Annotated in this window: 27 protein-coding genes and 2 pseudogenes; 15 read left to right on the top strand and 14 right to left on the bottom strand. The window is 56.8% G+C overall.

Features of this window, described 5'->3' with window-relative positions; translation table 11 throughout:
- Positions 1-12: 12 nt before the first annotated feature.
- Positions 13-471 (top strand): hypothetical protein, encoded by a 459-nt coding sequence (locus AC1DNK_RS23800; RefSeq protein WP_477943645.1) that lies wholly within the window; start codon positions 13-15, stop codon positions 469-471.
- Between the two features lie 24 nt (positions 472-495).
- Here AC1DNK_RS23800 and AC1DNK_RS23795 read toward each other — a convergent pair whose 3' ends face one another.
- The 9 genes from AC1DNK_RS23795 to AC1DNK_RS23755 form a co-directional block, all read right to left on the bottom strand.
- Positions 496-810, bottom strand: coding sequence for a chaperone modulator CbpM (locus tag AC1DNK_RS23795; RefSeq protein WP_112386557.1), 315 nt, complete (start codon positions 808-810; stop codon positions 496-498).
- Positions 811-819: 9 nt separating this feature from the next.
- Positions 820-1,722 (bottom strand): DnaJ C-terminal domain-containing protein, encoded by a 903-nt coding sequence (locus AC1DNK_RS23790; protein WP_477943644.1) that lies wholly within the window; start codon positions 1,720-1,722, stop codon positions 820-822.
- Between the two features lie 263 nt (positions 1,723-1,985).
- A complete protein-coding gene (locus AC1DNK_RS23785) occupies positions 1,986-2,366 on the bottom strand; it encodes a VOC family protein (protein ID WP_477943643.1) in 381 nt (126 codons plus the stop codon).
- A gap of 317 nt (positions 2,367-2,683) precedes the next feature.
- Positions 2,684-3,004 (bottom strand): hypothetical protein, encoded by a 321-nt coding sequence (locus AC1DNK_RS23780; RefSeq protein ID WP_477943642.1) that lies wholly within the window; start codon positions 3,002-3,004, stop codon positions 2,684-2,686.
- Positions 3,005-3,039: 35 nt separating this feature from the next.
- Entirely contained in the window at positions 3,040-3,666 is a 627-nt protein-coding gene (locus AC1DNK_RS23775) for a LysE family transporter (protein ID WP_477943641.1), read from the bottom strand.
- Positions 3,667-3,747: 81 nt separating this feature from the next.
- The gene (locus tag AC1DNK_RS23770) at positions 3,748-4,539 is read right to left on the bottom strand and encodes an anti-sigma factor family protein (RefSeq protein ID WP_477943640.1); all 792 of its coding nucleotides are present in this window, start codon (positions 4,537-4,539) and stop codon (positions 3,748-3,750) included.
- Positions 4,536-5,078 (bottom strand): sigma-70 family RNA polymerase sigma factor, encoded by a 543-nt coding sequence (locus AC1DNK_RS23765; protein WP_477943639.1) that lies wholly within the window; start codon positions 5,076-5,078, stop codon positions 4,536-4,538. Before AC1DNK_RS23765 ends, AC1DNK_RS23770 begins: the two co-directional genes overlap by 4 nt.
- A 307-nt stretch (positions 5,079-5,385) precedes the next feature.
- A protein-coding gene (locus AC1DNK_RS23760; protein WP_183736784.1) for an IS3 family transposase occupies positions 5,386-6,488 on the bottom strand; the annotation gives its coding sequence in 2 pieces (ribosomal slippage) (positions 5,386-6,227 and positions 6,227-6,488; 1,104 coding nt in all).
- Between the two features lie 94 nt (positions 6,489-6,582).
- Complete coding sequence (locus tag AC1DNK_RS23755; protein ID WP_112517569.1) at positions 6,583-7,773, bottom strand: MFS transporter; 1,191 nt, start codon at positions 7,771-7,773, stop codon at positions 6,583-6,585.
- A gap of 790 nt (positions 7,774-8,563) precedes the next feature.
- Between AC1DNK_RS23755 and AC1DNK_RS23750 the strand changes: the two genes are divergently transcribed.
- From AC1DNK_RS23750 to AC1DNK_RS23740, 3 genes are all read left to right on the top strand, one after another.
- Positions 8,564-10,084, top strand: coding sequence for a mechanosensitive ion channel domain-containing protein (locus tag AC1DNK_RS23750; RefSeq protein ID WP_477943638.1), 1,521 nt, complete (start codon positions 8,564-8,566; stop codon positions 10,082-10,084).
- Between the two features lie 155 nt (positions 10,085-10,239).
- Positions 10,240-11,286, top strand: coding sequence for a catalase family peroxidase (locus tag AC1DNK_RS23745; RefSeq protein WP_310295857.1), 1,047 nt, complete (start codon positions 10,240-10,242; stop codon positions 11,284-11,286).
- Positions 11,283-11,819, top strand: coding sequence for a cytochrome b (locus tag AC1DNK_RS23740; protein ID WP_477943637.1), 537 nt, complete (start codon positions 11,283-11,285; stop codon positions 11,817-11,819). Before AC1DNK_RS23745 ends, AC1DNK_RS23740 begins: the two co-directional genes overlap by 4 nt.
- A gap of 136 nt (positions 11,820-11,955) precedes the next feature.
- Here the strand turns inward: AC1DNK_RS23740 and AC1DNK_RS23735 are convergent, their stop codons facing one another.
- The gene (locus AC1DNK_RS23735; RefSeq protein WP_477943750.1) at positions 11,956-12,258 is read right to left on the bottom strand and encodes a BA14K family protein; all 303 of its coding nucleotides are present in this window, start codon (positions 12,256-12,258) and stop codon (positions 11,956-11,958) included.
- A 467-nt stretch (positions 12,259-12,725) separates the two neighbouring features.
- Between AC1DNK_RS23735 and AC1DNK_RS23730 the strand changes: the two are divergent.
- Both AC1DNK_RS23730 and AC1DNK_RS23725 read left to right on the top strand, forming a co-directional pair.
- A pseudogene (locus AC1DNK_RS23730) lies at positions 12,726-13,006 on the top strand (PRC-barrel domain containing protein).
- A 385-nt stretch (positions 13,007-13,391) separates the two neighbouring features.
- Positions 13,392-13,790, top strand: coding sequence for an ACT domain-containing protein (locus AC1DNK_RS23725; protein WP_162702758.1), 399 nt, complete (start codon positions 13,392-13,394; stop codon positions 13,788-13,790).
- A 79-nt stretch (positions 13,791-13,869) separates the two neighbouring features.
- Here AC1DNK_RS23725 and AC1DNK_RS23720 read toward each other — a convergent pair whose 3' ends face one another.
- Complete coding sequence (locus AC1DNK_RS23720) at positions 13,870-14,847, bottom strand: magnesium transporter CorA family protein (protein WP_477943636.1); 978 nt, start codon at positions 14,845-14,847, stop codon at positions 13,870-13,872.
- 134 nt (positions 14,848-14,981) lie between these two features.
- A complete protein-coding gene (locus AC1DNK_RS23715; protein WP_477943635.1) occupies positions 14,982-15,455 on the bottom strand; it encodes a hypothetical protein in 474 nt (157 codons plus the stop codon).
- Positions 15,456-15,861: 406 nt separating this feature from the next.
- Here AC1DNK_RS23715 and AC1DNK_RS23710 point away from each other — a divergent pair, with 406 nt between their 5' ends.
- The 7 genes and pseudogenes from AC1DNK_RS23710 to AC1DNK_RS23680 form a co-directional block, all read left to right on the top strand.
- A complete protein-coding gene (locus AC1DNK_RS23710) occupies positions 15,862-16,239 on the top strand; it encodes a hypothetical protein (RefSeq protein ID WP_477943634.1) in 378 nt (125 codons plus the stop codon).
- 852 nt (positions 16,240-17,091) lie between these two features.
- Positions 17,092-17,427, top strand: coding sequence for a hypothetical protein (locus AC1DNK_RS23705; RefSeq protein WP_477943633.1), 336 nt, complete (start codon positions 17,092-17,094; stop codon positions 17,425-17,427).
- Between the two features lie 53 nt (positions 17,428-17,480).
- Complete coding sequence (locus tag AC1DNK_RS23700; protein ID WP_477943749.1) at positions 17,481-17,729, top strand: DUF1488 family protein; 249 nt, start codon at positions 17,481-17,483, stop codon at positions 17,727-17,729.
- A 66-nt stretch (positions 17,730-17,795) separates the two neighbouring features.
- The gene (locus AC1DNK_RS23695; protein ID WP_477943632.1) at positions 17,796-17,972 is read left to right on the top strand and encodes a hypothetical protein; all 177 of its coding nucleotides are present in this window, start codon (positions 17,796-17,798) and stop codon (positions 17,970-17,972) included.
- Between the two features lie 605 nt (positions 17,973-18,577).
- Positions 18,578-19,303: a Crp/Fnr family transcriptional regulator gene (locus tag AC1DNK_RS23690; RefSeq protein WP_477943631.1), complete on the top strand. Its 726-nt coding sequence runs from the start codon at positions 18,578-18,580 to the stop codon at positions 19,301-19,303.
- A gap of 1,210 nt (positions 19,304-20,513) precedes the next feature.
- Positions 20,514-21,107 (top strand): Crp/Fnr family transcriptional regulator, encoded by a 594-nt coding sequence (locus tag AC1DNK_RS23685; protein ID WP_477943630.1) that lies wholly within the window; start codon positions 20,514-20,516, stop codon positions 21,105-21,107.
- Between the two features lie 798 nt (positions 21,108-21,905).
- A pseudogene (locus tag AC1DNK_RS23680) lies at positions 21,906-22,300 on the top strand (alpha/beta fold hydrolase); the annotation flags it as partial.
- A 137-nt stretch (positions 22,301-22,437) separates the two neighbouring features.
- On the opposite strand, the gene AC1DNK_RS23675 reads toward AC1DNK_RS23680, so the two are convergent.
- Together AC1DNK_RS23675 and AC1DNK_RS23670 are read right to left on the bottom strand one after the other, a co-directional pair.
- A complete protein-coding gene (locus AC1DNK_RS23675; protein WP_477943629.1) occupies positions 22,438-23,433 on the bottom strand; it encodes an extracellular catalytic domain type 1 short-chain-length polyhydroxyalkanoate depolymerase in 996 nt (331 codons plus the stop codon).
- Positions 23,434-23,503: 70 nt separating this feature from the next.
- Positions 23,504-23,911, bottom strand: a complete 408-nt coding sequence (locus AC1DNK_RS23670; RefSeq protein WP_477943628.1) for an NUDIX hydrolase — start codon at positions 23,909-23,911, stop codon at positions 23,504-23,506.
- Positions 23,912-23,984: 73 nt separating this feature from the next.
- On the opposite strand from AC1DNK_RS23670, the gene AC1DNK_RS23665 reads away from it, so the two are divergent.
- A complete protein-coding gene (locus tag AC1DNK_RS23665; protein WP_477943627.1) occupies positions 23,985-25,436 on the top strand; it encodes a CYTH and CHAD domain-containing protein in 1,452 nt (483 codons plus the stop codon).
- Between the two features lie 493 nt (positions 25,437-25,929).
- Positions 25,930-26,298: a hypothetical protein gene (locus AC1DNK_RS23660; protein ID WP_477943626.1), complete on the top strand. Its 369-nt coding sequence runs from the start codon at positions 25,930-25,932 to the stop codon at positions 26,296-26,298.
- Positions 26,299-26,979 lie beyond the last annotated feature (681 nt).

Below are 26,979 nucleotides of genomic sequence, written 5' to 3'. Positions count from 1 at the left end.
CGGAGTTTGCAGATGGAATTGAACCGCGTTGAATGGAGCCATCCGAAGACAGCGACTGCCTACAGCCTGGAACACCACAATTTCGAGTTCTCGCTACGCCGGAACAAGGGCGGCAAGAATCTGGAGACGCTGCAGTTCGGCACAGACGACAATTTCGAAAGCGCTCCCTTCCCTATCAACGAGAAGTCGGTGTTGGATTACTTCCATGCCCATGAAGAACGGCTGAAGGCACTGTTCACCTTTTCCTTCGAAACCGACGAGGCGTTCCAAGATCGGGCAAATGACTGGGGAAGCGAATTTCCCGAAGCCGAGATTTTCGTCATCTGGGCCGATTCAAATATGGCCGCGTCTCGCTGGGTGGCGGTCGGTTTCGAAAAGGCCGACGACGCGGAGGTCTTCAAGCACAAATATGTCGACCACCCAGCCAACGCCGAGTTCGAATACAAGAGCACGATGAGCAAGAATGAATGACCTGGCAGGCGTTCTCTGCGGGCATCAGCCCCGATTGAGTGCGCGGCCGAGTGCATTCTGGACCGCGATGTCCTGCGTCGCAATGGCATCCATCAACAAACGCATCCGTTCGCGCAGACTGTGGAGCTGGTCGACAAGATCAATGACCACGTCGATGCCTGCATCATTGACCCCCATGCTTCCGATCAGGTCCAGAATCAAACGACCCCTTGCCACATCTGCATCCTCGTAGGAAAAAGCGTCGGGAGATCCAACCGGGATGATCCATCGCTCCTCGACCCACATCTGAAGGGTTGACGTTTCAATCCTCAGGGTACGGCAATATTCAAGCTCGTCCATCGCCTCCTCCTATGTACGCCGCGGATCATGTGACTTGCCCGCTTCCCAGTTGGTCATGAATTCGTTCAACTCTGCGTCCGGCGTGCCCTGCAACACGATCTTCAGGACGACGTATTGATCGCCATGGCCACCATGCTTGTTTGGAAAACCCTTGCCCTTGAGACGAAGCGTCTTGCCGGTGCTGGAATTTGGTGGAACCGAAAGGAACACCGCGCCCGACAGGGTCGGGACCTCCACCTTTGCGCCGAGAACCGCCTCGCGGATTGAAATAGGGACTTCGGTCCTGACGTCATCGCCCTCAAGGGAGAACTGTCTGTCAGGCAGAACGTGGATTTCGATGAGGGCGTCGCCGGCCGATCCGTCATTATGGCCAGGTGCGCCTTTTCCACGAAGGCGCAGGATCTGGCCGTCCCGGACCCCAGCCGGGATCTTGAGCTCCAGGGTCCCGCCTTCGGGAAGCGAAACCGTCCTCTTGCCACCGTTCGCCGCCTCGCGAAGACTGACCTCCAGTCGATACTGCAGGTCGCTACCTTGGTAAGACGCATTGCCCCTGCTCCTTGCTCCGGAAAAGAAGCTGGAAAAGATGTCGTCTCTGTCACCGAAATCGGCAAAACCGCCTGCATTATGATAACGGGCGCCGCTGCCTTGATCCGCAGCGTAGTCACGATAGTAGCTCCGCTGTTGCTGCTCAGCGCCCGTCTCATCGATCTCACCCCTGTCAAATTTGGCGCGCTTGTCTTCGTCGCCCAGGATGGCGTAGGCGGCTGAAGCTGCCTTGAATTTCTCCTCCGATGCAGCGTCTCCAGGATTGAGGTCTGGATGCAGTTTCTTGGCAAGCTTGCGGTACGCGGTCTGAATTTCCTTCTGCGATGCGCCTTTTGCCACACCCAGTGTTTCGTAGGGGTTCGCCATGAGTATCCCGCCATGCACCTTTGTTACATAAGAGATAGTGCTGGCGACTTTGCCTGCAAGAACCTTGGGGCGTAACACCAGGGGGCTGTCAGGGCGTGCATGAAACGGCTTACATAACGACGGGTGCGCGACCATCGCAGTTGATCTGCACATGGATCGCCAGGTTTCCCGCACCTCTTGCCCGGTTGGCGCTCAATTGCTGTTGGCTGTCCGGATTACCTTGATCCGGTTGGCCGTGTGAAAGCCGTGCCGGCGACGCGAGCCTAACGAGTGAACGCTCTTGAGGGCGGTTCAGCAAGCGTGATGCGGTTGCCGTCTGGATCGGAAATCTGTGCAATCCGGCCATAGTCACCCTGGGCTTCACCCACAAGCTGCACACCGATCTTCCGAAGGGCATTTCTGGCATCGGCCATATCAGGGACGACTATCGTCAATCGGCCCGAACCGGCGGTATCTGCGTCCTCGAATATCTGTATGTTCGCGCCGGCAACATCGCGCCATTGGATCAATCGCACCATCGGGCGATCGTCGGGCGCCTTGCCGAAAAGATAGCTGTAGAATTCTTCCGACTTCCTGATGTCGGTGGTCGCGAGTGCGGCGTAGACCCCTTGGATTTGCATCTGCCTAGCTCCGTTCCAATCCATTCACTCTTGGAATGATCGAATGACGCGATGCGTTCCATTTTTCTCATGTGATGGCAGCGCCGGACAGCCTCTTGCGCCAGGACGGGCATGGGAAGACACCGCCTTCAGTTGAAGGAGCCTATGAGACGAAGCCTGTTGCCGGCCGTTTTCTAGACGGTCGCGAGAAGAGATTCCGGCTCCCGGCTTCCAAATTTAGGCGCGACGCCGAGCACGGGGGGCTGAGCGTTCGACACTCGCCTTGATGATCGGCCCTGCCACCGACGCTGCTACTCTGGCGCCATGCTCTCCGGTCTTCGCCGCGGCGCGCGCCTTCAGGTCTAGTGGAACTCGCCCGAGATAGGGGGTGCCTCGTCCAACACGGCCTGTGCTAATTTTTCGAACAGGGTGTTGAACTCCTCGATAACGATCTCGAACTCGCGGTCGGGCAGCCTCGCGATTTGGCTGATGGATTGGCTTGTGCTGATGATCACCCGATCGATGCCAATGGGATCGCTAATCAGACTGCTCGCCGCGGAGTGATCCTGAATGGTGTCAAGTGCCTCGACAATCTTTCGCAGAAGGGTGCGACGATCATGTTGGGATAAATCCACCAGGCGATTTCTCACGAGCCGGATTTCTTCGACGATCTCGAAACTCATAAATTTGCTCCAACAGCTGTCGGCCGATCTCCGGCTTAAAGGAGGCCTGTCGCGAGCTCTTGAGCCCCGCGAAAAAGCATGGACATCGCTAGAAAGGCCAGAAGGATGCCTGCTGCCCTGTTCGCGTGCCGAAGGATGCGCGCGCTGATGTTCTGGCGCATGGCGGATACTGCTAGGCTCAGTCCGGACCACCACATCAGGGAGCCAACGAAAACACCGAGAACAACGAGACTGCCCGGCGAAGCTGCCCCCGCCATGGCGGTGACCGCGGCTGCACATAAGGCGGGAGTTACCGGGTTAAGCAAACCAAAAGCGACTGCATCGAAATAGGCCCGCTTCAAGCCGGGCAGTCGCGATCGAACTCCCGTCGATACGAGGTGTCGCTTCCAGACACGAAAGGCAAAGAACGCCATAATCAGCCCAGAGAACACCGTCATCAGCGCCGTCCCATGGGCGCCGCCGTAGCTGATGAGGCCAAATGTCAAGGCAATGGCACTGTAGGCGACATGGACGGTTGCAACGCCGAGGCCAGTCACCATGCCAGTTCGCACGCCGTCGGCGAGCGTTCGTTCTATGAGATAAAAACTCGTCGGACCGAACGGTATCGCAATCGATAATCCCGCCGCCGCGCCCGCCATGACAGCTGCTGTAACTACAGTCATCGTTCCCTCACCGGTTAGTACTGATGAAGTAACCGGAGAACACGGTCTTTTATTCTCGAAATGCGCGAATTTTTCGGAAATCTATTTTACAGCGGCAAGTTGCTGTTCGTAGAGCCCGGCAAACATTCTGAGTTCGGTTAGATTAAGGTCCGATGCGGCCCAGTATCGAAGCCCCTCTCCCGTAAAAGCTAGGATATTCGTTCCTTCGATCACTTGCGCCTCAGGCCGCGGTGACCGCCCGGTCTCCGTTGCTGTGACGCTGATGATGTGCCGATTACGCTTATAGACCATCACCGGGACAGCCTTGCCGGCAATGATATCGATCCGCCCGCCAATCAACGGGAATCCCTGTGCGGCGAAATCCGGCGTCATCGGCGCGATGGTGGTCTTTCCGTTAAACCACGGCTTAACCAGATGGCTGTCGGACGAGGCGATATCGAAGGGCTGCGGCGCGACTAGAGCGCGAAGATGTGCCGACAATATTTCTCCATCGGCAGCGAACGGTGTCTGTGACGGCGTCATATACGTCGCCCCGAAAAATCCGCCGGCTGTACCTCCCACGATGCCGGCAATCAGCGATGCGGCGATCGCGAGCCACGCAGCGCTCCGTGTTGTGCTGCGAGCGTTTAGCGAGCTTTCCCCAAGCTCCGGACCACCAATCGCCGCGAGCACGGATGCTCGCAGTGTGTCAGGCGCCGCATCTTCCAGGAAGCTGCCTTTTGCCTCCGTTGAGAGGCGTCGCAGAACTGCAAGGGACGAAGCGAGCTCGGGCTCTTGCCGAAGCCGCTTTTCCATGGCAAGCGCTTCAAAAGGCGAGAGTTCGCCGTCAAGATAGGCATTTAGAAGGATCCAGCTGTCGTTGCCGATGGTCAACGGCTGTCCTCCTCGATCTGGGAAAGCAGCGACTGGCGCGCTTTGGAAAGACGAGACATTACCGTACCGATCGGGAGACTGCTGACCTCGGCAATCTCGCGATAGCTCAGGCCATGATATTCTCTCAGCACGAAGGTCTCTTTAAGATGTACCGGCAGGGCGTTGATGGCATGTTGCAGCCGGACGGCCTGTATCTTGATGATCAGCGCCTCTTCCGGTGTAGACATAGCTCCGACAACGGACAGACTGTTGTCAATTGCCTGTCTCGCCTCTTCAGTAAGGTCCTCGATCGAGGTTAGCCGATCTGGCTTGTTCTTTTCAATCCACGAATAGGCAGAGTTGCGCACTATTGTCAGAAACCACGCACGCGTATTGCCATCGACATAGTTCTCTATCGAACGGTAAGCTCGCAGGCATGCCTCCTGCATCACGTCCTCAGCATCGGTCGCACTTCCCGTCAGCCAGCGTGCCAGACGAAAACCCTCGTCAATTCGTGGTAAGACGAGCTGCGCAAAGCGTGCCTTGGCGGAAGCAGTCAAAGGCAGGCACCAGGGCGTGATCGCATATCGGGTCTCGTGTCATCGATGCTCTTGCGAAGGATCTAACATATCCTTCGAAATTCCAACGACAAGGCCTTTGGCTCCGCCTTCTGCGAAGTTGACATTCCCTTTGATTACGACCTGCTAAGTGACGGCGTTAACGCACTGCAGCGCGGGGGGCAGGAATCCTGCAGGTCTGGTATCAACGATAGCCACCTCTACTTGAGCATTGTCTCCCGCCAAGGGCTATACCAATGAACCGCCCCCAAACTCTGGACCAGCTGAGGCTAGAGTTTTCCGGCTTCATTCAGGGAGGCGGGCTGGTTGCGCCTCCTGATTTCATCAGCGAGATCGGCACCTTATTGCCGATCGCACCATGTGGCCGAAACTCATTATACTCTCTACGCCAATCCTCCATCTTTTCGCGGGCATCCGCAAGGGTCAGGAACCAGTGCTGGTTCAGACATTCGGCGCGGAAGCGGCCATTGAACGCTTCAATGAACGCATTGTCGGTCGGTTTGCCGGGGCGTGAGAAGTCCAAGGTGACGCCTTTGGCATAGGCCCAAAGGTCAAGATCGCGAGACACGAACTCAGTCCCCTGATCGACACGGATCGTCTTCGGATAGCCAACTTTCCGGCATACCCGTTCCAAGGTTTGCACGACATCTTCACCTCGATAGCTGTGACGTGGATCAAGCACCGGCACATAGCGCGAGAAGGTGTCGACCACCGTGAGCACCCGCAGCTTCTTGCCGGTCGCGAGTTGGTCGTGCACGAAGTCCATCGCCCAGACATCGTTCGGTCCGACGGCCATTTGCCGATCTTCCCGCAGCTTGGCTTTGACCCGTCGCTTCGGCGTCTTGTTGCGCAGTTGCAGGCCCAAGTCCCTGTAAATGCGATAGGTTCGCTTGATGTTGGTCCCCCAACCCTCGCGTTCCAGGAGTACATGTACACGACGATAACCATAGCGCACACGGCTCTCGCAGATCTCACGAATTCGACGTTCTAGACCGGCCTGATCGGCACGGCGAGAGGTGTAATGGTGGGTCGACCGATCGAAGTTCAGTGCCCCACAGGCACGCCGGATCGAGATCATCCAATCCCGGCACATGCCTTTCACCATCTCGCGTTTCCGAGCAGGCCTTAGAGCTTTCGCCGGATGACGTCCTGCAACATCTCACGGTCCAGCGTCAGGTCCGCGACGATCTTCTTCAACCGTGCATTCTCGTCCTCGAGCTGCTTCAGCTTCTTCATCTCCGGCGGCAGCATGCCCGCGTATTTTTTCTTCCAGTTGAAATAGGTCGCCTGGCTAATTCCCGCCTTGCGGCAGATCTCCGCCACCGACACTCCTTCATCACCCTGCTTCAAAATGAACGCCTTCTGTGCGTCCGAAAACTGCGATGCTTTCATCGTCTTCCGTTCCTTTCCCAGCTTGGAAAATGCACCGGAAAACTCTAACCAAAAACGGTCCAGTTTGAAGGGTTCAGATCACCAACGATGGTCGCTAAGGCCGGACTCCAGACGTTTTGCCTTTGATCGTTGTAGCGAGCGCTCCAACCATGCTCAGACCAGCCATGCATGAGAGAGCGACCATAAAGCTGCTTTGTTGAGCGATCGCGCCGAAGAACAGCGCGCCAGCGCCCGTGCCGAAGTCGTAGGTTACGTTCCAGAGGACGGAAGCCGTTGGGGCGTTGGATCGGCCGCTGTCCTCGAAGGCCCGAACGAGAGTTGCGCTTTGAAGTCCGCCGTACGCGACACCGAGGACTGCCGCACCAAGGACAAGCAGTATCACATTCATGGCAGGCGATAAGGAAAGTGAACAACTTAATATCAAGGCTCCGAGCCCGGTTGCGGCTACAAGCGCAGGAATCAACCTGTTGGTGCCAAGCCTGTCGCTCATGGTGCCCGCGATCCACCTGGCGATCACGGCGACACCGGTGAGCGAAAGAAGCGCGGCTGTTGCGGCTTTTGGGCCCGGCGCAATTTGATTTGCGAATGTCAACAGGGCGCCGCCCGTGCTGGTCACGATGAGCAGGGCCAGGAGTGCCGGAAAGATCAATCCGAACACCTGCCGCGGGCTGCCAGGAAGCACGACCTCCTCCTGGTCGTTCTCTTCCTCCAGTCTTTTCAAGCGCGCCCCCAGGGGGGCGACCCACAACATAGCGACGATCGGTAGCGCGCCGGCGGCAATGACAAGTTCACTGCCAAAATATCCCGCAAAGACCGGTGCGGACGAACCAAACAGCAACTGTGGAAGTGATGATGCGAGACCATAAGCTGCGACCGATCGGCCACGTTCGGATGCGGGAACAAGGAGGTTGAGCGCAGTCGCGCCGCAGACCGTCAATATCCCGAACCCGAGGCCACGGAACGCGTTGCAGATCAGGACGAGCGCGAGGTCAGGTGCGATCGCTTGAAAAGGAGCGGGAACCGCAAGGCATGCGAGCCCAACAGCGATAATTCTCGTCCAACCGAAGCGCCTAAGCGCGCGGTTTACGCCGAGCTGCGCGAATATGGTGAACAGCATGAGCGTGGTCGTCACACTTCCGGCGCCAAATTCACTCGCGCCACCTGAAACCACCCAGAATGGCGAAACGGGAAGCAGAAGACTGAAGCCCGCGAGTGTGAAAGCCACGGTGGCAAGCAAGGGCAGCATGCCGGGGACAGCAAGGACAGATTTTCGGACTTCGGTCATTTCGCAGGCTTCATCAAAGGAGAGACATCGACGGCGCTATCCTGCAACGCCTGGCATCGAACCGAGTGTGGCAAGGATAGACGTCAGCGACTAGCAGATCGCCGAGATTCCGTATAGTTGGTGGCAACACGGGTGCCTGCCAGCCGGCGTAACAAATCTACGGACTTGGCAAGTGCCGGGAAACCCATATCTCCCTTCGGCGCTATGCCGATCATTAGCACGCAAGCCGTGCCGGCCGATCATCTGGCGGTCGAATGGAATTCTTCACCGTGTGAGGTAAAGCCGCGATAGCGCCGTGGTTCGTTCGCAGCAGGGTATAGTCGGTGTCTGGGTTCGATAGGGATCAGGGGCGGCGGAGCGTTGGATGGGGCGATTTGAGGTAGAGCTCAGCATTACCTTAAGCGAGTCCGGCTACACGCAGGACGAGATCGCCGCTGTAGTCATGACATTCGAATAGGATCACATCGTCTCCATAGCACCCGGCAACAGGCTTCGCTTGATCAGGACCTTGCCATGACGCGCCGTAAGGCACGGTACCTCATACCGCTGCAGGACACTGGCTGACCCGATTGACGAACACGACTTTGCGCTCGTCATAGATATCGCGACATCGGTCGCCGAGCCTTGCTCCGCAAGGCCGATCGGGTGGCGCGGTAAGAACTATCGCTGCGCGAAGGTGGGTCCTGACTCGTTCAGAATGGGCAGACTGGTGAAAAGATTCCTGTTGCCCGTCGATTGCTACCATGCGGCGCTGGGATAAGGTTGGCTCGGACATCATCCAGGAGACACCATGTCAGACCTATCCTACACGCTGATAGGCCGTGTTCTCGGAGACCCGATCTCTCAGTTCGTGACCCTTGTGGTCTTGATTCTGATAGCGAGAGTCTTTGCAAGAGGACGGCCCGCGCTGCGGTTTTCCGCTCACGTCGTGTTTTTCGTGATGCTGACGGTCTTGCTGATCGCCAACGGTGTCGCGCCATGGTCGACCGATATGACAGCCGAGGATCTGACACATCGTTTGTTTCTCGGCCTTGCGAAAACGACGTGGTGGATCGGCACTGCAATGGTCCTTGTCGCTTCGGTTCGGCTGTTTCTGATTTTCGAGCGAAATCCGAGAGAGGGCCGGCTGATACAGGATCTGCTTGTGGGCATCATCTACGTCGGCGCGGCTCTCTCGATTATTGCCTTCGTGTTCAGTCTGCCGGTCGGCACCCTGATCGCCACATCCGGCGTTTTCGCAATCGTCCTTGGTCTGGCACTGCAAAGTACCCTCAACGACGTTTTTTCCGGCATCGCACTGAATCTCGGCCGGCCCTATAATGTCGGCGATTGGATTGTGCTTGACGACAATGTTCAGGGCCGGGTGGTGGAGACGAACTGGCGCTCCACTCACCTGCTGAGCGGCACCAACGATCTGATCATCGTGCCGAACAGCGCGCTTGCGAAGGCTCGTCTGACGAACCTCACCGCTCCCGACGAGGTCCATGGCGCTACCGTGACGGTTCGAATGCTTCCAACCCGCAGCCCGGCAACGATTGAACAGGCAATGCAGGCGGTCTTGCTCAGCGCCAATTCCATTCTCAAATCTCCGCCTCCATCCGTTTCGATTGTCGGCATGGATGCATCAGGCGTTGATGTCGAGCTCTCCTTCCGCGTGTCGGGGATTTCGAAGATCGCAGCGGCACGAAATGAGATCTACGACCTTGCCTACAGGCATGCCAAAGCGGCTGGAATACAGCTCGGTCCACCGGCCAACGCATCGGCCGGCATAATTCAGGTTCAGGACGCGACATCCAAACACCCGGGAACTCCCTGGAGGCTCCTGAGCTCGATAGGGTTGTTCTCCACTCTGACAGAGGACGAAAGGGAGAACCTTGCGCAGGAGATGAAGCGGCTGACCTTCAAACAGGATGTCGTCATCGCTGCCCAGGACGCTGCTTTGACGTCCCTGATGATCGTGCGAAGCGGGGTGGTCGTCGTCGAGCGTGAGATTGAAGGGGTCATGAGCGAGATCACGAGATTGGCGCCTGGCGACCTGTTTGGCGAACGTGGGGTCCTCATGGGTGCGGTCGAACCGGCCAGAATGCGTGCGCTCACTTTTGTCGTCGTCTACGAAATCTCTAAAGAGGTCCTGGCTGGCGTCATGCGAGACCGTCCTGGACTTGCAGAAGAGCTCGGACTGCTATTGACGCGACGCGTCGAAAGCGAGATTCACCTTTCAAACGACTTGAGGCAATCAGCAGATCAGCACCCGACCTCGATTACAGCAAGAATCCGTCATCTTTTTCAGGTTCCGCATTCGGGGCATTGAGGCCGCCTCCACCGCGACCTCCGATTTGACCGCGATGGACAACAATGCCATTCTTCAAAACCTGAAAGCAGGTGAAGCATCCCCAGCACCACTTGTCGTCGCATCGCAATCGATTTCCAGCATCACAGAAAAACTGAAACGACGGAGAGTTTTTCATGCCGGGCTCGCAGCATTCCGCCCTCGGATCCCTCGTGCTGATCAGTGCCGTCGTGGGCTTCAGCGTCGGCGCCTTTGCATACACTGCCGGATGGCTCACACCCGGACGCCTAACACCCATGGAGCTTGTCGCCGCTCTGGCGCCTCCTGGCGGACCCGCGCTGGGGCATCGGAGAAATCATGCAAAGGGGGTGTGCTTCACGGGCAACTTCGAAGCCAATGGCAACGCTGTCGCGCTTTCGAAGGCACCGTTGTTCATCGCGGGACGATATCCGGTTCTCGGACGTTTCAACCTCGCAACGCCTGATCCCAACGCAGCAGATCCTACCGTGCGCGTGCGCGGCATCGGTGTGCAAATTTCAGCTCCGGACGGTAACGTCTGGCGCATGGCGCTGATTGACCCGCCCGTCTTCGCGGTTTCGACGCCGCAGGGATTTTATGACCTGCTCGAGGCTTCAAAGAGCAAGAACCCTGATGCCATGAAGGGCTTTGTGGCAGCACATCCAGAATTTGCCGCATTCGGCGAGTGGGCAAGCAAGGCCCCTTGGACAGCCAGCTATGCCGAGGTGACCTTCAATAGCCTGAATGCATTCATCTTTACGAATGGTGACGGGGCCAAGAACGCGGTGCGTTGGTCACTGCGGCCCGAAACTCAGCCTGTGACGATCGCAGTTGAGGATTTCGCAAAGTTGGGCCCCAATCATCTTGAAGAGGACATCATCGACCGTGTATCCAAGTCGCCCCAGCGCTGGACCCTTGTTCTGACAGTCGCCGACCCTTCAGATCCAACATCCGATCCGACAAAGGCCTGGCCGCCTGAACGAAGGACGGTGGAAGCTGGAACGCTTGTGGTGGAAAAAATCGAGCAAGAGGCGGACGGCCCGTGCCGGGATATCAATTTCGACCCGACAGTTCTGCCGGACGGCATCGAAGTTTCCGATGATCCATTTCCTGCAGCACGATCGGCTGCCTATGCCAGATCCTATGATCTTCGAACCAGTGAAGCGAGCCAGTATCCCCGAACAGCAGCGAGCGCGAAACCATGACCGGCATCACAACACGTTTCTCTGCCACCCAGCGTCTGTTGCACTGGCTGATGGCTGTCGGAATTCTGGCCATGCTATTCATCGGCGTCGGGATGGTCTCGACGATCGGTCAGCGGTACGTTGCGCTGCTGGTGACACACAAGACTCTGGGAATCCTCATCCTCGTTCTCGCCCTGGTTCGTCTTGTGGTCCGTTTCATATCGGGTGCCCCGGCTCTGCCACCAGATCTACCGCTGCCGATGAAACTCGCTGCCCATCTGTCGCATCTTGCATTATACCTGCTGATGGTCGCCATGCCGCTCATTGGTTGGGCGATGATGTCGGCAGCGGCCTATCCGATTGTGCTCTATGGCGGTGTCCGTCTTCCCCCGATCCTGCCGCAGAGCGCGAGCTTGCACGCTATGCTCTGGAGCGCACATTTCTATCTGGCCTTCGCGTTTTTCGCACTCGTCGTGATGCATCTCGCGGCCGCACTGTTTCACGGTTTGGTTCGCCGCGACGGGGTTCTTCAGACAATGTTGCCAGGCAAATAGTGCCTTTGCTTGGACGGCGGTATCTCACGAGATGTGAATAAGAACGCGTACGTGCCTCGGAGAAAAGCCAATCGGACCATGCCGTTTCATTCGCGGTCAGCCGCTAACGTTTCGCAAGGTATCCGGTGTGCTCGGGCTATCTTGATGCCACCTCGCTAGACGCACGCGGACCCTCGCAAGCCCTTCGCGGGCCGTCATAGGGCTGGTAGGTGTTGTCCTCGACACGGTATGACTGGTAACGGGCAGAGCACCATGAGGCGGCCGCGGCCGTCACGGACGTAGGCTGGACACTTTCAGCAGCCGTAACGGTGGTCGAAGGACCGCTTTCATAAGGCGAGTAGCAGGTACGAGTCTGGCCGCTGAACGAGCGGTAAGTATTGGTCTTCGCATCGAAGGAGCGATAGCGGTCAATGCACCAGCTCAAATGCTCGCTCGACATTGCCGTGTTCAAGACTGGTGCGGCGACTGTGGCCGGGCCTTTGGCAAGACCCGTCTTCGCAGATGGTTGCGCGAGGGCGTATGTCGAAAACTGAGCCGGAACCCTTTCGAACGACTGAGCCGACCGATCAATCCTGACTGGCGCTGTAGTCCACAGGTCCGATGCGGTTTCGCTTGCGAATGTATGGCGTTCGGGCGCTGCCAAAATGATGGACGCGATCGAAGCTGCCGCAATGCAGGAGCCGACTGCGCAGGTGATTCCAGAACCCAACAATGCGATGGTCTTCATGACGTCCCCGAGGCAAAATAAACTTGTCGGATCAGAGAACGCGAGACACTGAAAATCGTTCACTATCGGGAGGGATAATCGTTGACGATCGAGACCGACAGTAAGTGCTGCAATGCGGTTGTCAGTTTCAGAACAGTTGGCGGACCTGCAGATTATTCCATCCTCCAACAACGGAGGAACTGTCCATAGACCACATTCGTCTGCCATCGTCTGAACTGACGACGGCGGCGCTCCAGGCGCCACGATCTATGGTGCTGACGGCTATAAGGTTGGCAAGATTGACCACATTCACGGCTGCAATGCTGGCGGCACAGCGGTTATCGACGTCAGCGGTTTTCTCGGTATCGGCGCCAAGCCCGTTGCCGTCCCGACTTCGGATCTCGAGTCCATGCGCGACGAAGACGGCGACGTCGCGAGTTGGACTAAAGATCACTCAAGACGATGCCCGAGCCATGACTGACACGATGGCGGCCCGGCGCCCGCCTTGCTTCCTCTCCGGCGCGTTGATGACGGCCAGGTTTAGAATGTCTGTGACACGGTTTGCGAAAGCCTTCTGAAAAACGCTAATGACGGAACCAGCGCCTATGAACTGATGGGGGGGGCTCCTCCGTGTCCGTTGCCTCAACTCTCTGGTGGCGCAGACGAGCACTGTCTTGGCTTGCGCTTCGCCCCAGTCTTTCCTCACTTCTAGAAGGACACATTCATGGTTGCCAGTCGAGTCTCCAATGCAGAAGCGGACACCGCTGATGGCAAAGGGCGTCGAAAAATGGTTGCCGAATTGGCTTATGCGTGTGCTAAGGCCGACGACATTGACGTGTGAAAACAGATCTCCCCGGAAAACCTGCATGCCTACAATCAAGATTGCTGAACTCGATGGCGAATACGCGATAGTTCAATTGGACGCCACCGCAGAGTTGCCCGGATGGTGGTCCGGACCAGGCTTTGGATCTGTAAGCCGCGGGGACGACGAACTATCGATCGTATGCCTGGCTGACCGTGTGCCTGGTGGCGTTTCCAAAGACGGCGGGTGGACGGCTTTCAAGTTCATTGGCCCGTTCGCGTTCGGGGAGACGGGCATCGTCCTGTCGGTCATACGTCCACTTTCGGAAAATGGTGTCGGTATATTCTTGGTATCCACCTTCAATGGCGACTACCTATTGCTGAAGCAGTACGACGTTGAGCGGTCACGAGGTCTGTTGTTGGAAGCAGGACACGAGCTCGTCTCGCTGGCACCCGCTTTCTAAAGTCTCACCCGCGGCCGCCGGCAGAGCCGAGCATCCCGGTCGACAATTCACAGCCTCCGATTCCGCAAACTGGGGATTCTCAAAACCATCCCCGCCGCCAGAACCAGACCAGAGGCGCGATGGCGCTCAGGATGATGGCCGTCCAGGCAAACGGGTAACCCCACTCCCAGCCCAACTCCGGCATGAATTTGAAATTCATGCCCCATATGCCCGCCATCAAAGTCGGCGGCACGCCGACCACCGAGGCGATCGTTAGCACTTTGAAGATGTCGTTCTGCTCGATGGTGATGAAGCCGAGAACTGCGTCCAGGAGAAATTGGGTCTTGTCCGAAAGATGCGTTTCGTAGTCGCTCAACGAGGAGACGTCCTTGGTCACCGCGTGGAGCTGGTCACGGAATTCGTCCGACAGCATCTCGTGACACACATCCAAGGTAAATGAGGCCATACTGCCAACGCCGAGGAGAACATCGCGGGCCTTCGAGGATCGATCGCCGAGCGCGCCGACTTTAGAAAGCGCGCGTCGCAGCGTAAAGTTGGCACTGCGGGGAGAGGCCGAACCTTTGAGGTTTCCTTTGAAGACCGTCCGGGAAACCTGATCTACTGCGGCGGCCAGATGCTCAAGAACATCAGCACCACGGTCGACGATGGCCTCCAGCAGCGCCACGAAAACACCCATGCCGCTGGCAAGCGTTTCATCGTGTTTTATCCGTTCCGCAACAGCATCGAAAGCCGGCAAGTCGTCGAAGCGGATCGTCACCAGAAAGTCAGGGCCGACGATAAAGCCTGCCTGCGAGAGCTCGGCGTGCTCGGTTTTGGCATGACCAACGACTGGTGCGCTGAGGTAAAGCCGGTCTCCCTCTTTGGAAAGCCTGCTCGACACCTCGATTTCGCTTAGGGCTTCTCGTGTTGGAACTCTTACTCTTGCACGCCGCTCGACGAATGCGATCTCCTCTTCGTCGGGATCGAGGAGGTCCATCCAGATGACGTGACCAGGCAACGAGTCATCGGCTGCGCCTGCTCTGACGGCTCCGTCAATGTCGCGATAGATTTTCAGCAAAGTCGGCTCCTGAGGGCAGCGATAGCAGGAATAGATACGATGCCGTTGCCTCGGCCGCGAGGTGCCAAAAGGTCGCCGGGTCTATTTTGGGGGCCGTCAGTTAGCGTCGTCGGTTGCCTTCGGAAACAGCTGCGTCACGTTGGAACCGGGGTCTTGTTGACCTGACGCGCCGTCCGTGTGCTTTGCCGGCCTTCCCCCGAGCTTCGCAGGACGCGGACAAAGCCCTCCCTCTGCAGATAATAATCAGGCTTGTCGGGCATACGAAGCGCGTACTCGCTGACCAGACGGTCGATCAGGTCCATTGCTTGCGCCGCAAGCACTGCGTAGCCTTCCCGCCTGCGCTCGAAGAAGCCATCGAAATTTCGAGCCGAAAGATCGAGCGCATCAAGGGCAGTTCCCAGGTTAAGGACGCGATTGCCAAGCCACATGAGTTCTTCGGCAATATCCTCATCAAGTAGCTCCAAGCGATCCGGCGACGCCAACGCCAGGACCGGATCAGGAGTTTGGAAGACGAACTCGCCCTCGTTCATCGGATTGAATTCCGGGGTGTCGTGAACGGCTGCATAGCTCGACCCCACGAAGTCGTCCAAAGCCAGAACCGCCTGCATGCCGCGCTTCGCTCATCAGAGGCTGACCTCCGGCGGGAAAGGACGGACGTAAAAGCGGGATTCTGCGCCCCAAGTGTGACGCAACCTGCCCCAAGGATCGCTCCCATTGCCAGCAGGCCCTGTGAAGTCTCGAAAATTGCTGCGATGATCACCTCGTTACTCAAGGAGCTTAGCGGCAGAGATCCAAAATCGAATCGTCTCCAGTCTGCCCATCGTGCGCCGCGATCGTTGCGGCACAAAGCTCAAAGGGGAGATGCGCACAAGCGGCCGGACCACTGCGCCCGTGTTTGCCTCCAGCCTGAGACACACTGAAGGTCATATGGCACTCTGTTTGCGACTTTCTGCGGGAGGGCATTGACCAACCCGTTGCCGAGCACGATTTATTCGACACTAGGAGCCCGTCGTCATGCTTGTCACCGTCTCTATCTTTATTTTTACAGTACTCGGTGTGCTGGCCGCTCGCTACCTCGTCGTCGCAACGAAACTGACGGAAAAGTCTATCGACGATGCGATTTCGCGAAGAATGCGGACTTCACCGGCGATGTTGGAAATGCGCAATCTCCACGAAATGAATGGCGTCATGCGCAACCTCCTGATCGATCTTGTTGAAACCGATGAGCTCGCATCCCGGGCCGGCGGCCCAGATGTGACGCCTGGTGACAAGAGGCGGCTGTTGGCGCTTCGAGAAGCTCGCAGGCGCGAGGTCTGCGCTGAAACCATTGTGTTCTTGAAGCAGACGGGAGGTTTTCCGGCTTCAACGAAAACAAGCAAGACCAAGGGTTGATCGCGTCGCCGGAGGCGACGCGTCAAGGAGCCAACGTGTTGGCCACAGATCGTGGGCCATACGACGGTCGAGCTCTTCTGCCCGATCCCCGACCGTCGCATATCGATTACGCCGCGACCTGTTTTTTGATTATCAAGAAGTGACGGACGGCAGGCGTATCAGGCCCGTTTACTAGGCGAGAACTTGTCTTGGAGATCCGCCGGTCATTGATCATCGTTCACAGCCGGACTGGTCGGATCAGGCGCACCATCAAAGAACAGGTAAACGGCGGCGATCCGCCCATCTCTGACGACGATGAAGTCGGTGCCCGCATAGGCAGGCGGTTCATCCGGCACCCCCGACACCCAGCGCAAGCGTCCCGCAGCACGGCCTTGGCGATCTCTTCGGGTTGACCAACGCGGCCTGCCGGAATGAGGCCGGCAAGGGCGGTGAGATAGCGCGGGTCAATATGCGGCGTGTTGCGGTTTTCTTTTGCTCTTGGTCGAAGCGAAATCTGCCAGCTGCCCTCTCGCTCCTGGAGGGATGCGTTCCTTCCGCATTGAGCGCCAGGACAAGTCACAATACACGATCGTTCGATATCACTCCTCGTCATCGCCCGCGAAACGCCGGATGGTGCTTCTGTGTTTCCGCCACCGGTTCTGTCCAGGGCCTGTTCGTTAGGGCTGCAGGATGAGCTCCACGACCATCAACTTCGCTTTACGGACAGCGTTTATTCCTCCGGTGTCGACGAAGGCTCGTATTCGTTTGCTTTCTTCGCGCTGGAAGCGCAGGGTTCTTCCTTCAGTAAGCCATGTTCAGGGCGCTGCTGCTTTAGGGTCATCACGCCCTAGCCCCGACTGAAAGGAGGACACAATGTCTTCCGCACTTTCGCCTCACCTTCTAACAGTCGCCGATATCAACTTTCTTCAAAATGTCCTGAAAGATGCGGGCTACTCAAGCCACGAGCTGACAGGCACGCGCGTAACACCTGCAGCGAAACTACTGATCAAATCGTTTCAGGCTGGGATGGAACATCCGGTGGCTCTGCAAACCGAGCTCGAAAATCACTTTGGTCGTTACGAAACGAAAACCCGGGTATCGAGTAAAGCGCTACATCCGTTCGCAATCCGAGGCTTACCGCACCGCGACACGGCTGCCACGTCACAACGCCGCGCGCCAGCAAACTGCGGAAGTCAGTCGATCGCGTGATAGGCGTCGTTGGTTTGCGCCATAAACCTGCGAAAGTTAAAGGTCGTACCAAGATGTCGCTAGTGTTTCCCAACCGAAGCCGAAGTTTCGACGAAATTAAGAACGGCGTCCGCTTCACCGGATATGACGGCATGTTTGAAGTCAAATTCCTAGTTGAGGCGTCAGCGTTGAAGCAGACGACGGCGGCGCGGTGCCTCAGCGCATTCGACAGCGAGCGGGCATCCGTGCTGGAGGCAGCAGCAAAGCTCTATGAGCGACGCCGAAGTAATAACCTGACACTAAGTCTCCGGGATATGGCTTGAACTGCCTGATAGCGCAACCGCCGGTATTCGCAGAATTTTAACAGCAGCCCTTTCACGGAGAACATCATGATCAGGTTCAGATCGTCAGACGGCAATGAAGCGAGATCAATGGAAATCGCAGTAGAGCTGAAAAAACTGGATGCCGAGATGGCGTCTCCCAATATCAAGGAATCGAGACATGCGGAGCTTAATGCCCTCTATCGAAAGTTGAGCGCAGAGCGAGATGTGCTGACGTCACGGTGAGTGTGTGCTGTCATGTATTCCGGAAACGTGCGCTACGTCACCACCGAACAGTTGTTGAGCTTGATCGCAGAACTTCTGGGGGATGCCGGCCACAGCACAAATGTATGGGCAATGCGCCTCCCAATGTCGCTGCAAGATTGCTGATCAGACTCGTCCAGGGAGGTATGGCCGACCCAATCGATCTTGCTCGCGAGCTTGAATTGAAGGTGGAAGGGCGGCGAGAGTCCGTTGGACTCCTCAGATCAATCCGGCAACTGACAGACCGTGGTTTCTCGATTCACTTCGGCCTCGAACGACCGTAGCTCTCGCGTTTCGTTCTTCTGTTGGCTCTAAACCTCTTATTTCAATGCATTCTGAATGCGGGTAGCTGCGCTATGGCCCAATAGGAATGGACGATACCGGACAGACTATCGAGCATTTTTGCGCAGTGTCAGGCCTACACGCAAAGTTTCCAACGTCCGATAAAGTGCACATTGCTGCCGGCCAATTGTCGGTCGAGATAAACCGACATAAACGAGTTGTCGGAGACTAGGCTCTGATCATCGGCTGCAATGTGGACGCACCGACTTTGAGACCCGATTGCTCTTGCCTCACGAGGACGAGCAATGTCGGCGATTTCAAAATTATTTTTCAAAAACAATCTATTAGCCAAGTTGGCGAAGAGCGATCTCGAGCGAGTACGCCCATTCTTGGAGAAGGTTGATCTCCCGCGCAATACAAGTCTAGCCGAGCCTGGTACTATCAGCGACTACACCTATTTTCCAGAAACGGGTATAGGCTCAATCGTTGTGGGTTCTCCAACTGGGCGCAAATCGGAAATCGCGCTGTTCGGACGAGAAGGCTTGGCGCCCACCTCCGGAATCGCGGGGACTTCGTCTTTACCATATCATGTCTTTATGCAAGTTGACGGTTGGGGCTTCCGAATTCCGAATGTTCATCTCCAGGCAGCGATGGCCGAGAGCGTCTCCCTTCGGAATTTTCTGACAAGATACCTTCAGGCAGCGTCGGTCCAAATTGCTTATACAGCGTACACAAATGCAGCTCATCAGCTCGAAGCACGTTTAGCGCGCTGGCTCCTGATGTGTCACGATCGTTCCAACGGGGACCAGATCCATCTCACCCACAAACTTATCAGCATCATGCTGGCGGTTCGCCGCCAAAGCGTTACAGAAATGCTGCATATTCTTGAGGGAAAGCACCTCATCGCAGCGTCGAGAACTTATGTAACCATACGGGACCGAGCGGGGCTCCTCGCGGTGGCGGGCGACGCCTATGGGGTGCCGGAACGAGAATACTTTGCAAATATCGGCGGTCTGGACCCGACAGCCTAGCTTTATTGCAATTCAGGTCTTTTTAGACCTTGGGGCGTTTCGTATCGCTTGCGTTTCGTCTGCTGCCGTTTGCCGGGCGAATATTTCAGCGACAATCTCTACAACATCTGATGTTGACGTTCCCTTCGCCATCTCAGCTCGAATTCTTGCCATCACGAGTTTTTTGTTATCTATCAACGCCTACTCGCCTTCGAAGTAGAGTTGCTGCGATGGTGCAGACCGGGATCAGGTGTGACGATGGCCACGCTACACCTGCGCGCCGGGCATACGGTCTTTGTTGATCGTGCTTCCGCATGCGCGCAAAGAGGAACATCGCTGGCCGCTCGCGAAAGTGTGAGTCGCCGACGGACTGTGTCCCAGTAGATTGCTTAGGGTGCCAGGAGCAATGTCGGAATATCCAGTGCGTTGTAGGTTTTATTGCCGAAATACCTGGCCGAATTTGCGCGTTCCGCGCGCTGCTGCCGCTTCGACAAGCGCGCCAGAGATTTTGCCTTGCATCGTCGTTCGGCGTCGCATGGAGCTGGTTGACTGACAAAGGTTACCTTAGCGGGGCCGAGCCCTTTTTTGCGGGAAATGCAATCGCAATCAAGCGATGAAACCCTATCGGGCTCCTTTCACTAGAAGTGCACGGTACCGGACATTTCTATGTTTGTCACTTATATTTCGGCTTCCTCTAATGGATAAAATTTCCGGCACGTTTTCACGCTATCGCGTGATCGCTGGCCATTATCGAGCTTCGGCAACCGACGCCGGGAAGCAATCACTGCGACAGCTGCGTGACCAGACAACTAATCAACCTTTCCGCCTTTGGCAGGGGTCTTCCAGATGATTGGTGGAATGCCACGGCCTTCGCTACAGTGGTGATCCGTTTGCACGCATAGCCGAGATTCCACCGGGTAGCTTGCTCTCGGCTTCAAATCGCGCCGATTTGCAATGATGTTCGCCTACGAAGCGCCACGTGTGTGGAAGAACGTAAAGAAGACATCTTTGGCGCGCAGGCTCAACAATCGGTTGCTGACGTCTGGCGCGACCGGCTGGGAGATCCGTCTTTGCTCTTGCCTCAATCGGAAGAGCGAAATTGGAAACTGCATCCCAATCCCAATTCAGAAACAACCTCCTGCTCCGCATGAGCCCCCACGACCGTGGGCGGATGGCGTTGCACTTGGAATTCGTAACGTTGCCCCGAGGCTTGAGCCTTGCTGAACCCGGGATGGCTGTAGACTTCACCTATTTTCTCGAAAACGGAATCGGCTCCGTCGTTGTTGCGTCGACGTCCGAACCGAGAGCAGAAATTGGTCTCTTTGGGCGGGAGGGGCTGATACCGACCTCGGCTGTTTCGGGAGTGCCGTCCAGTCCGTACCACGTCTTCATGCAAGTGTCGGGATCCGGACACCGCATCGCGAACGTGTACCTTCAGGCAGCGATGGCAGAAAGCGTACCATTGCGCAATCTATTGGCCCGCTATCTTCATTCCGCCTCCGTGCAGGTTGCCTATACGGCCTTCTCAAACGCCACCCAGCAGATAGAAGCCCGTTTGGCGCGATGGTTGCTTATGTGTCACGACCGGTCTGAAACAGATGATATTGCGCTGACGCACGAATTCATCGGCGTCATGCTGGCCGTGCGCCGCCAAAGCGTGACGACCACCTTGCATGTGCTGGAAGGCAAACACCTAATCTCTGCCTCAAGAGCTTTCATTACCATTCGAAATCGAGCCGGGCTAAGGACGCTGGCCGGCGACACCTATGGTCGTCCGGAGCGCGACTACGAGACTAACATTGGAGGTTTCCAGATTAAGGACTGACGTAATCCGCCGCCCCTTCACCACGTTGTCGTCCCAAGAGGATCGAAGAGTTTTGCGGCGACCAAGGCGGAGATGTTGCGTCGACCTATCTCAAGATGTTGCCTAACCCGGACGGCTTGGAACCAGGCGAGACTGCGTCCTTGGAGCATCCCGCTGATTTGCGCTATTGAGCTGTGGATGAAGGCGGCGGCGCATTGGCTCACATTTGGTCCATCGCGCAATGACTGCTCGGCCACGCTCCAGAAGTGTCCTTCCGGCGTGCACTGGCTGATGCGCCTAACCAAAGCTCATCCAATCCAGCGAGGGCGCGCGAACCCGGTAGAACTGAAGGATTAGTTAGATACCCATCCGCGCCGCCTCATCTGTTTGTTAGATCACATACGGGTAAAATGTTTTGTTCAGTTGACCGAAAGGACCATCCGCTGAGCTTAGATTGCGTCAGGACGGCGGCGGACGATCTCAAGCGGCAGCGCTTAACTCAACCACCGCACAAACTTGGGCGACGTCGTTGACACGATCTCGATAGGTACTACAGAGCTGTTAAGGGAACTGATGCCTATCGCCTGAAACGCACGATAGCGGACATTTACGGAAGCCGATAGCAAATCCTTAGTAAGCATGAACAGAACAGGAATACGACTTTGTCCAGTTATTAATTGGCGCTGAGAATTAACGTGAACACATCATGGATATCCACAGAACATACCCGAGAAAATGTCGGCGCAGACAGCACTTTTCGTTTGATTTGTCATGAGCAATGCTTGCGGCTGCGTCGTTACAGATGCACGGTCGACGACATTGTTCGATGGTCTGCGATCCGCATTCGCTGCCAGCGTAGTTCTTCCGTGGTCTTCCGGCCGCCCCGATTGTGGGTTCAACCGTGAAGGCGCGACAGTGCAAGAGGGGGTCATCCAGAACTGGTGGCGGCAGGGCATGGTGGGCGCCGCGATTACACACACTATGACGGCATCAAGGCCTTTTCTGAAACGGACCAGACCGAAGATCTCAAGTCGATATCGGTCCCGACCCTGGTACTGCAGGGTGACGAGGATAAGGTAGTCTCAATCGCCGATGCTGCGCGCAAGTCATTCAAGCCGCTGAGGAATGGCATCATCAAGACCTATCCGGGTTTTTCGCACGGCATGCTCACCATCAATGCCGACGTCTTGAATGCTGACTTTCTGGCGTTCATTCATTTGCGACGGACAATCGCGAGGCTGCGCGGGCAGCCTCGCCAGCGCCGCATCCGATGCAGCATACACCTGACGCGAGCAGAACCGCGCATAGCCTCCAGCGTTATCGACGCGCACGAGTAACTGCGGTGACTAACTCAGCGTCTAGGCAGCCCCCATAACCGCATCAATTCAACAGGCGCTGAAACGTTGGTCGCGAGCACGAAAGGGTCTTTCAGGCGCTGGGTGCCGCCGCGGGATTTGATGGGAAGACCATGGGCCATGCCTTCGATCGAATAGAAGGAAACTGCGGACCCATTGGCAGCCTTCCACGAATGCAGGTGGCCCCAAGCCTTTGTTTGGACATCACCTAATCGGCGATCGATGCTCATGGCTCCCAGCCATTGGTCGATGCTGGCATCTGCGTTCGCCGGGTTGACGACGCGATCAGCCGTTCCGTGCCAGATGGTAATTGGGGGCCACAACCGCGGTTTAGGCGAAATGGTCGTGATCCTTCGACCCCATCCGTCAGTGGGCGCGGCAGCGCCAGATTTCATCGCACGAAGAGCCGACATCGCATCGCGAACGGCGCCAACCGGCATTCCACCGACGATCGCCGCGCCCGCAAAAAGATCCGGATAGGTTGCCAACAGGACTGCGGTCATGGCCCCACCGGCTGAAAGCCCGACGATGAAAACGCGGTTCGCGTTGATCTTATGCCGCTGACTGGCATGTTCGATCATCTGCTTGATGGAGAGCAACTCGCCGCGGTCGCGGGCGACGGCGCTGGGGCGAAACCAGTTGAAGCATAACTGCGAATTATTGCTTCTCGTCTGCTCCGGATAGAGAATTACAAAGCCCCTATCCGTTGCCAGCCGCGAGAAGCCGGAAGCGGCGTCCAGACTTTCAGGTGTCTGCCCGCATCCGTGCAACACGACTACCAGTGCCGGTTTTTTTGGCAGGTTGGCAGGTAGAAAGGATTTCATGACGAGCCGCCCGGGATTGGTGCCGAACCCTACCGTTGTCACGAGCCGCGGCGAGGCGCTTCGTCTCCGCTTGCGCGCCGGCGGCTGCAGAACGGCTTCCAAGATCCTGGCGACTTTCTTTTGCGAGCGGATTGCCCTCGACAGCGATTTGGCGAAGCTGAACGTCAACGGCCCATGGCTTCCAGCTTTTCGAGCAGGGCCTGAAGGCCCGGCTGGGCGGCGTCACGAACGGCGGCCTTCAGTGTAAACCACTTCTGTTCCGCACCGCTTTCTCGGGGAAGTTTGCCAACAGTTCGGAAACCTCAAGGAGATGGACGGCAACCTGATAGCGATGTGGTGAGCTATCCTTTGTATAGTAGAAAGTGCCGAAGACTTCTCTGTTGACCGCGCCAACAACGCCGGCCTCCTCGAACGATTCCCGTCCCGCGGCGAGGTGACTGGTCTCACCGGGATCGAGATGCCCTTTTGGAACGCCCCAGCGACCGCTCCTGCGGCTGCCAACGAGAAGGATGCTGAGCTCTTTCTTTTCATTGCGACGATAGCAGATCGCTCCGGCCTGCTGGATGTCACGAGCTGACGTCGTGGTCAAAGAGAATGAGGGGTCATCCGAGAGCATATTGCTTTTCGATTTCTTTCTAACTTTCATCAAAGCGCTGTACCACTGAACTATGACAGCTAGGTCAGCGTTTGAGAGCGTCCACTACTAACTGGAGTAGATCGTGTCATCCGAGACCGAAATTAAGCTCGACCTTTCAGATGAAGCGACAGAGAGCCTTCTCGGTTCCCGTCTGCTTGGCGAACCTGCGAAGATTTTAAAGCAACGATCGACCTATTTCGATACGAGGGATCGAGCGCTTTGGCAGGAAGGGTACACGCTGCGCATCCGAGAGGTTGGTGAAGCGCACGTGCAGACCGTGAAAGCCACCGGCCCGGCCCGGTCGCTTTTTGCGCGATCGGAATGGGAAGTGCCGATCGGGGGGGACGAACCCGTCCTCGACCACACCAGCCCACTCATCGGCAAGTTTGGCACCGACCTGAAGCTGGAGCCGGTCTTTGACGTTTTGATCGAACGACGCCAATGGGACCTTGAGGAGAACGGCTCAAGCATCGAAGTTGTCATCGACCGCGGTGAAGTCATATCGGGCGACCGTCGTTCCCCCATAAGCGAAGCTGAAATCGAACTGAAGGATGGAAAGATCAGCGACCTTTTCGTCTGCGCGAGAAAGATCGACGGCGTCGCAGGCTTTCGGTTCGGCATGCGCTCCAAAGCTGAACGGGGCTTCGCGCTGATAGAGGCGCAAAAACAGGCTTTCAAGGCCGAGCGCGTCGATCTCGAAACGGATATGAACGCGGCCTCCGCGTTCCAGGCCATTGCCTTATCCTGCATCCGGCAATTTCGACTTAACGTGGACGTGCTCCACCAACACCCCAACGTAGACGCACTTCATCAGGCGCGCGTCGCCCTTCGCCGGCTGCTGTCTGCCTTCTCGCTGTTCAAGGCGTTCATTCCCGGCGACGAACCACATCGGCTTAAGGAAGAGCTCCGCTGGATTGTCACCGTTCTCGGCGAGGCCAGAAACGTCGATGTGCTGGTTGCAAAGGCCACCGATGCCGATCTCGTCCCCAGGCTGAAAGCGGCCAAAGAGGCCGCTTATCGTGACGCGATTGAAGCCTTGGATTCATTGAGATCGAGAGCGCTGATGCTCGACCTCTTCGAATGGCTCGAATGCGGCGAATACCTCTCCGGAATTGGGAGCGGAATGGCGGATGTACCAAGTGTTCAGGAGTTCGCGGCGCGTGTGTTGGACAAACAGCGCAAGCGGATAAAGAAAGCTGCGCACAATCTGATGAAGGTCGATGACGAGCATCGTCATGAGATTCGCAAGGACGCGAAGAAGCTTCGCTATACCACGGAATTCTTCGTTTCGCTGTTCGAGAACAAGCGCGCAGCGCGCCGGCACAGGAAATTTCTTGCCGCGATCGAAGCGCTCCAGGATGACCTCGGCGCCTTGAACGATCTGGCTACCGGGTATGAAGTGCTTGAGAAGCATGGCCTCGCTGAGCATCCCGCAAGGTCGTCCGTGGTTTCGCATGCCGACAAGGAGGCGCTGATTGAAAGGGCGCAAGCATCGGTCGACGATCTTCTCGACGCGAAGCGGTTCTGGCGGTAACTGGCGAGCCTCATGTCATTTGCCAGCGGGAGAGCACACGGTCTAACGAGGCGGCACCGGCTATAGACCTGTGATCCACGGTGGTCGTTTCCTGTCAATCACGCTGAAATCCAGTATGAGATACTGTCGATCTGCAATCAGCGAAGGCGTAAAGCTGCGGAACTTCCTCATCCCACGCCACCATGGCCCGAGACAATAGCTCTCGAACGTGAGAGGAGAGTTGCCTTGTAAAGGATCGCTTCTGCCAAGCTTACGCCAGAGGGTTCGCCCACCCCCTCGTGTGTGGGCGAACCCTATCCCCTACGCGCCGTCGGGGCGGGGCATTGCGATATGCCCGTGTCGCTTAGATCAGCTGGAAAGGCCTCAGGATACTGACCCATTAGAGCTACTGCACGGTATCGGACCCCCCGATCGGCAGTTTGGAGCTTTGCCCTGACTGTCACCGCCAAGAATTCGTTTGCTATTGGTTGTCGTTGAGAGCAGGGTAACCGCCTTGGCAGCCATTGAACGGGCGCTGCCGATTGAGGCTGTCAAGCTTCGCCCCGACCGAAAGGAGGACTTGATGTCTTCCGCAATCAGCACTTCCCATCTGGAAACAGAAGACCTGACGATGCTTCAGGGCATCCTTGTGAGCTGCGGCTATACAGGAAATATCTCGGTACACTCAGACGGCCATATGAACGCTGCAGCCAAGCTCTTAATCAAGCTCTTCCGTGAAGGTGTGAAAGATCCAGCTCAGCTTGCTAACGCGCTGCACCGAAATTTCGACATGACCGATACGGGCTCCAAAATCCTGCCGTTTTCGGGCCTGCACAGATATGCCCTCCAGGGCGTAACGCCTCAAGGGCGTCGCGTTCACTAACAAGGCTACGTAGCTGCATTTTCAAGACGGGTACGCGCGCTACTGGACTACGGTATTCGCATTGGAAGGGCGTGTGTCCTTCTGAAATAGAGGACTTGAGAATGAGCCACATATCCGAAGGTCAGAGATTGCTGAGGCTCATCTTGAAACGAGCGAATTACGCGACGTCCGATATCCGACCCGACCCCGGCGAGCCGCATTTGGCAGAAATCGTGATCATCCGCCGAATTGAAGGCGCGACCATAGCTACTGAGAATTATCCGTCGTCTCGACGGCAGCGCTTGAACTCTGATCCTGCTGCCCTGGCCGCCTGGGAGAACGAGGGGGGTGCGGTGCGTTCCAAGCAAAGCCGGCCTAGGCGTTTACATCATTTCGCCCCTCGGAACGATCCCATCAATTAAAGCATCGATCCGTCAAGTTTTGCGCGGTTTGAAAGGAAATTGGCCGAGAGAGAATGGCATAGCCAGCCAAGGGGGCTGCGTCCATGACCGTCCAGTAGTTTTGTTCAATTGACCCGAACTGTTGTTTGAAAGTGGCAACCCCTCGGCGCGTAGTTTCGCATTTACAAAATTTCCGGGTCCACGCAGTGGCAGAGAATGTCAAATCGATCTTCAGTTGAAGTGATAGAAAAGGGCTTAGTCGAGGACAAGCGCCACACCCTGGAGGACATCGTCCCTTCCA

This window comes from Rhizobium sp. 01N424 (genome assembly GCF_056399485.1).
Note: the sequence above shows the minus strand (reverse complement) of the source record. Positions and strands in the feature narration are given on the sequence as shown.

Coding starts and splice junctions, on each gene's coding strand:
- AC1DNK_RS23750 (WP_477943638.1), top strand. CDS start 8,564: ATGTCAGACCTATCCTACACGCTGATAGGCCGTGTTCTCGGAGACCCG.
- AC1DNK_RS23795 (WP_112386557.1), bottom strand. CDS start 810: ATGGACGAGCTTGAATATTGCCGTACCCTGAGGATTGAAACGTCAACC.
- AC1DNK_RS23670 (WP_477943628.1), bottom strand. CDS start 23,911: ATGAAAGTTAGAAAGAAATCGAAAAGCAATATGCTCTCGGATGACCCC.
- AC1DNK_RS23785 (WP_477943643.1), bottom strand. CDS start 2,366: ATGGATTGGAACGGAGCTAGGCAGATGCAAATCCAAGGGGTCTACGCC.
- AC1DNK_RS23740 (WP_477943637.1), top strand. CDS start 11,283: ATGACCGGCATCACAACACGTTTCTCTGCCACCCAGCGTCTGTTGCAC.
- AC1DNK_RS23710 (WP_477943634.1), top strand. CDS start 15,862: ATGCTTGTCACCGTCTCTATCTTTATTTTTACAGTACTCGGTGTGCTG.
- AC1DNK_RS23800 (WP_477943645.1), top strand. CDS start 13: ATGGAATTGAACCGCGTTGAATGGAGCCATCCGAAGACAGCGACTGCC.
- AC1DNK_RS23685 (WP_477943630.1), top strand. CDS start 20,514: ATGGCTGTAGACTTCACCTATTTTCTCGAAAACGGAATCGGCTCCGTC.
- AC1DNK_RS23695 (WP_477943632.1), top strand. CDS start 17,796: ATGATCAGGTTCAGATCGTCAGACGGCAATGAAGCGAGATCAATGGAA.
- AC1DNK_RS23705 (WP_477943633.1), top strand. CDS start 17,092: ATGTCTTCCGCACTTTCGCCTCACCTTCTAACAGTCGCCGATATCAAC.
- AC1DNK_RS23790 (WP_477943644.1), bottom strand. CDS start 1,722: ATGGCGAACCCCTACGAAACACTGGGTGTGGCAAAAGGCGCATCGCAG.
- AC1DNK_RS23700 (WP_477943749.1), top strand. CDS start 17,481: ATGTCGCTAGTGTTTCCCAACCGAAGCCGAAGTTTCGACGAAATTAAG.
- AC1DNK_RS23780 (WP_477943642.1), bottom strand. CDS start 3,004: ATGAGTTTCGAGATCGTCGAAGAAATCCGGCTCGTGAGAAATCGCCTG.
- AC1DNK_RS23775 (WP_477943641.1), bottom strand. CDS start 3,666: ATGACTGTAGTTACAGCAGCTGTCATGGCGGGCGCGGCGGCGGGATTA.
- AC1DNK_RS23725 (WP_162702758.1), top strand. CDS start 13,392: ATGCCTACAATCAAGATTGCTGAACTCGATGGCGAATACGCGATAGTT.
- AC1DNK_RS23755 (WP_112517569.1), bottom strand. CDS start 7,773: ATGACCGAAGTCCGAAAATCTGTCCTTGCTGTCCCCGGCATGCTGCCC.
- AC1DNK_RS23735 (WP_477943750.1), bottom strand. CDS start 12,258: ATGTCGAGCGAGCATTTGAGCTGGTGCATTGACCGCTATCGCTCCTTC.
- AC1DNK_RS23690 (WP_477943631.1), top strand. CDS start 18,578: ATGTCGGCGATTTCAAAATTATTTTTCAAAAACAATCTATTAGCCAAG.
- AC1DNK_RS23715 (WP_477943635.1), bottom strand. CDS start 15,455: ATGCAGGCGGTTCTGGCTTTGGACGACTTCGTGGGGTCGAGCTATGCA.
- AC1DNK_RS23745 (WP_310295857.1), top strand. CDS start 10,240: ATGCCGGGCTCGCAGCATTCCGCCCTCGGATCCCTCGTGCTGATCAGT.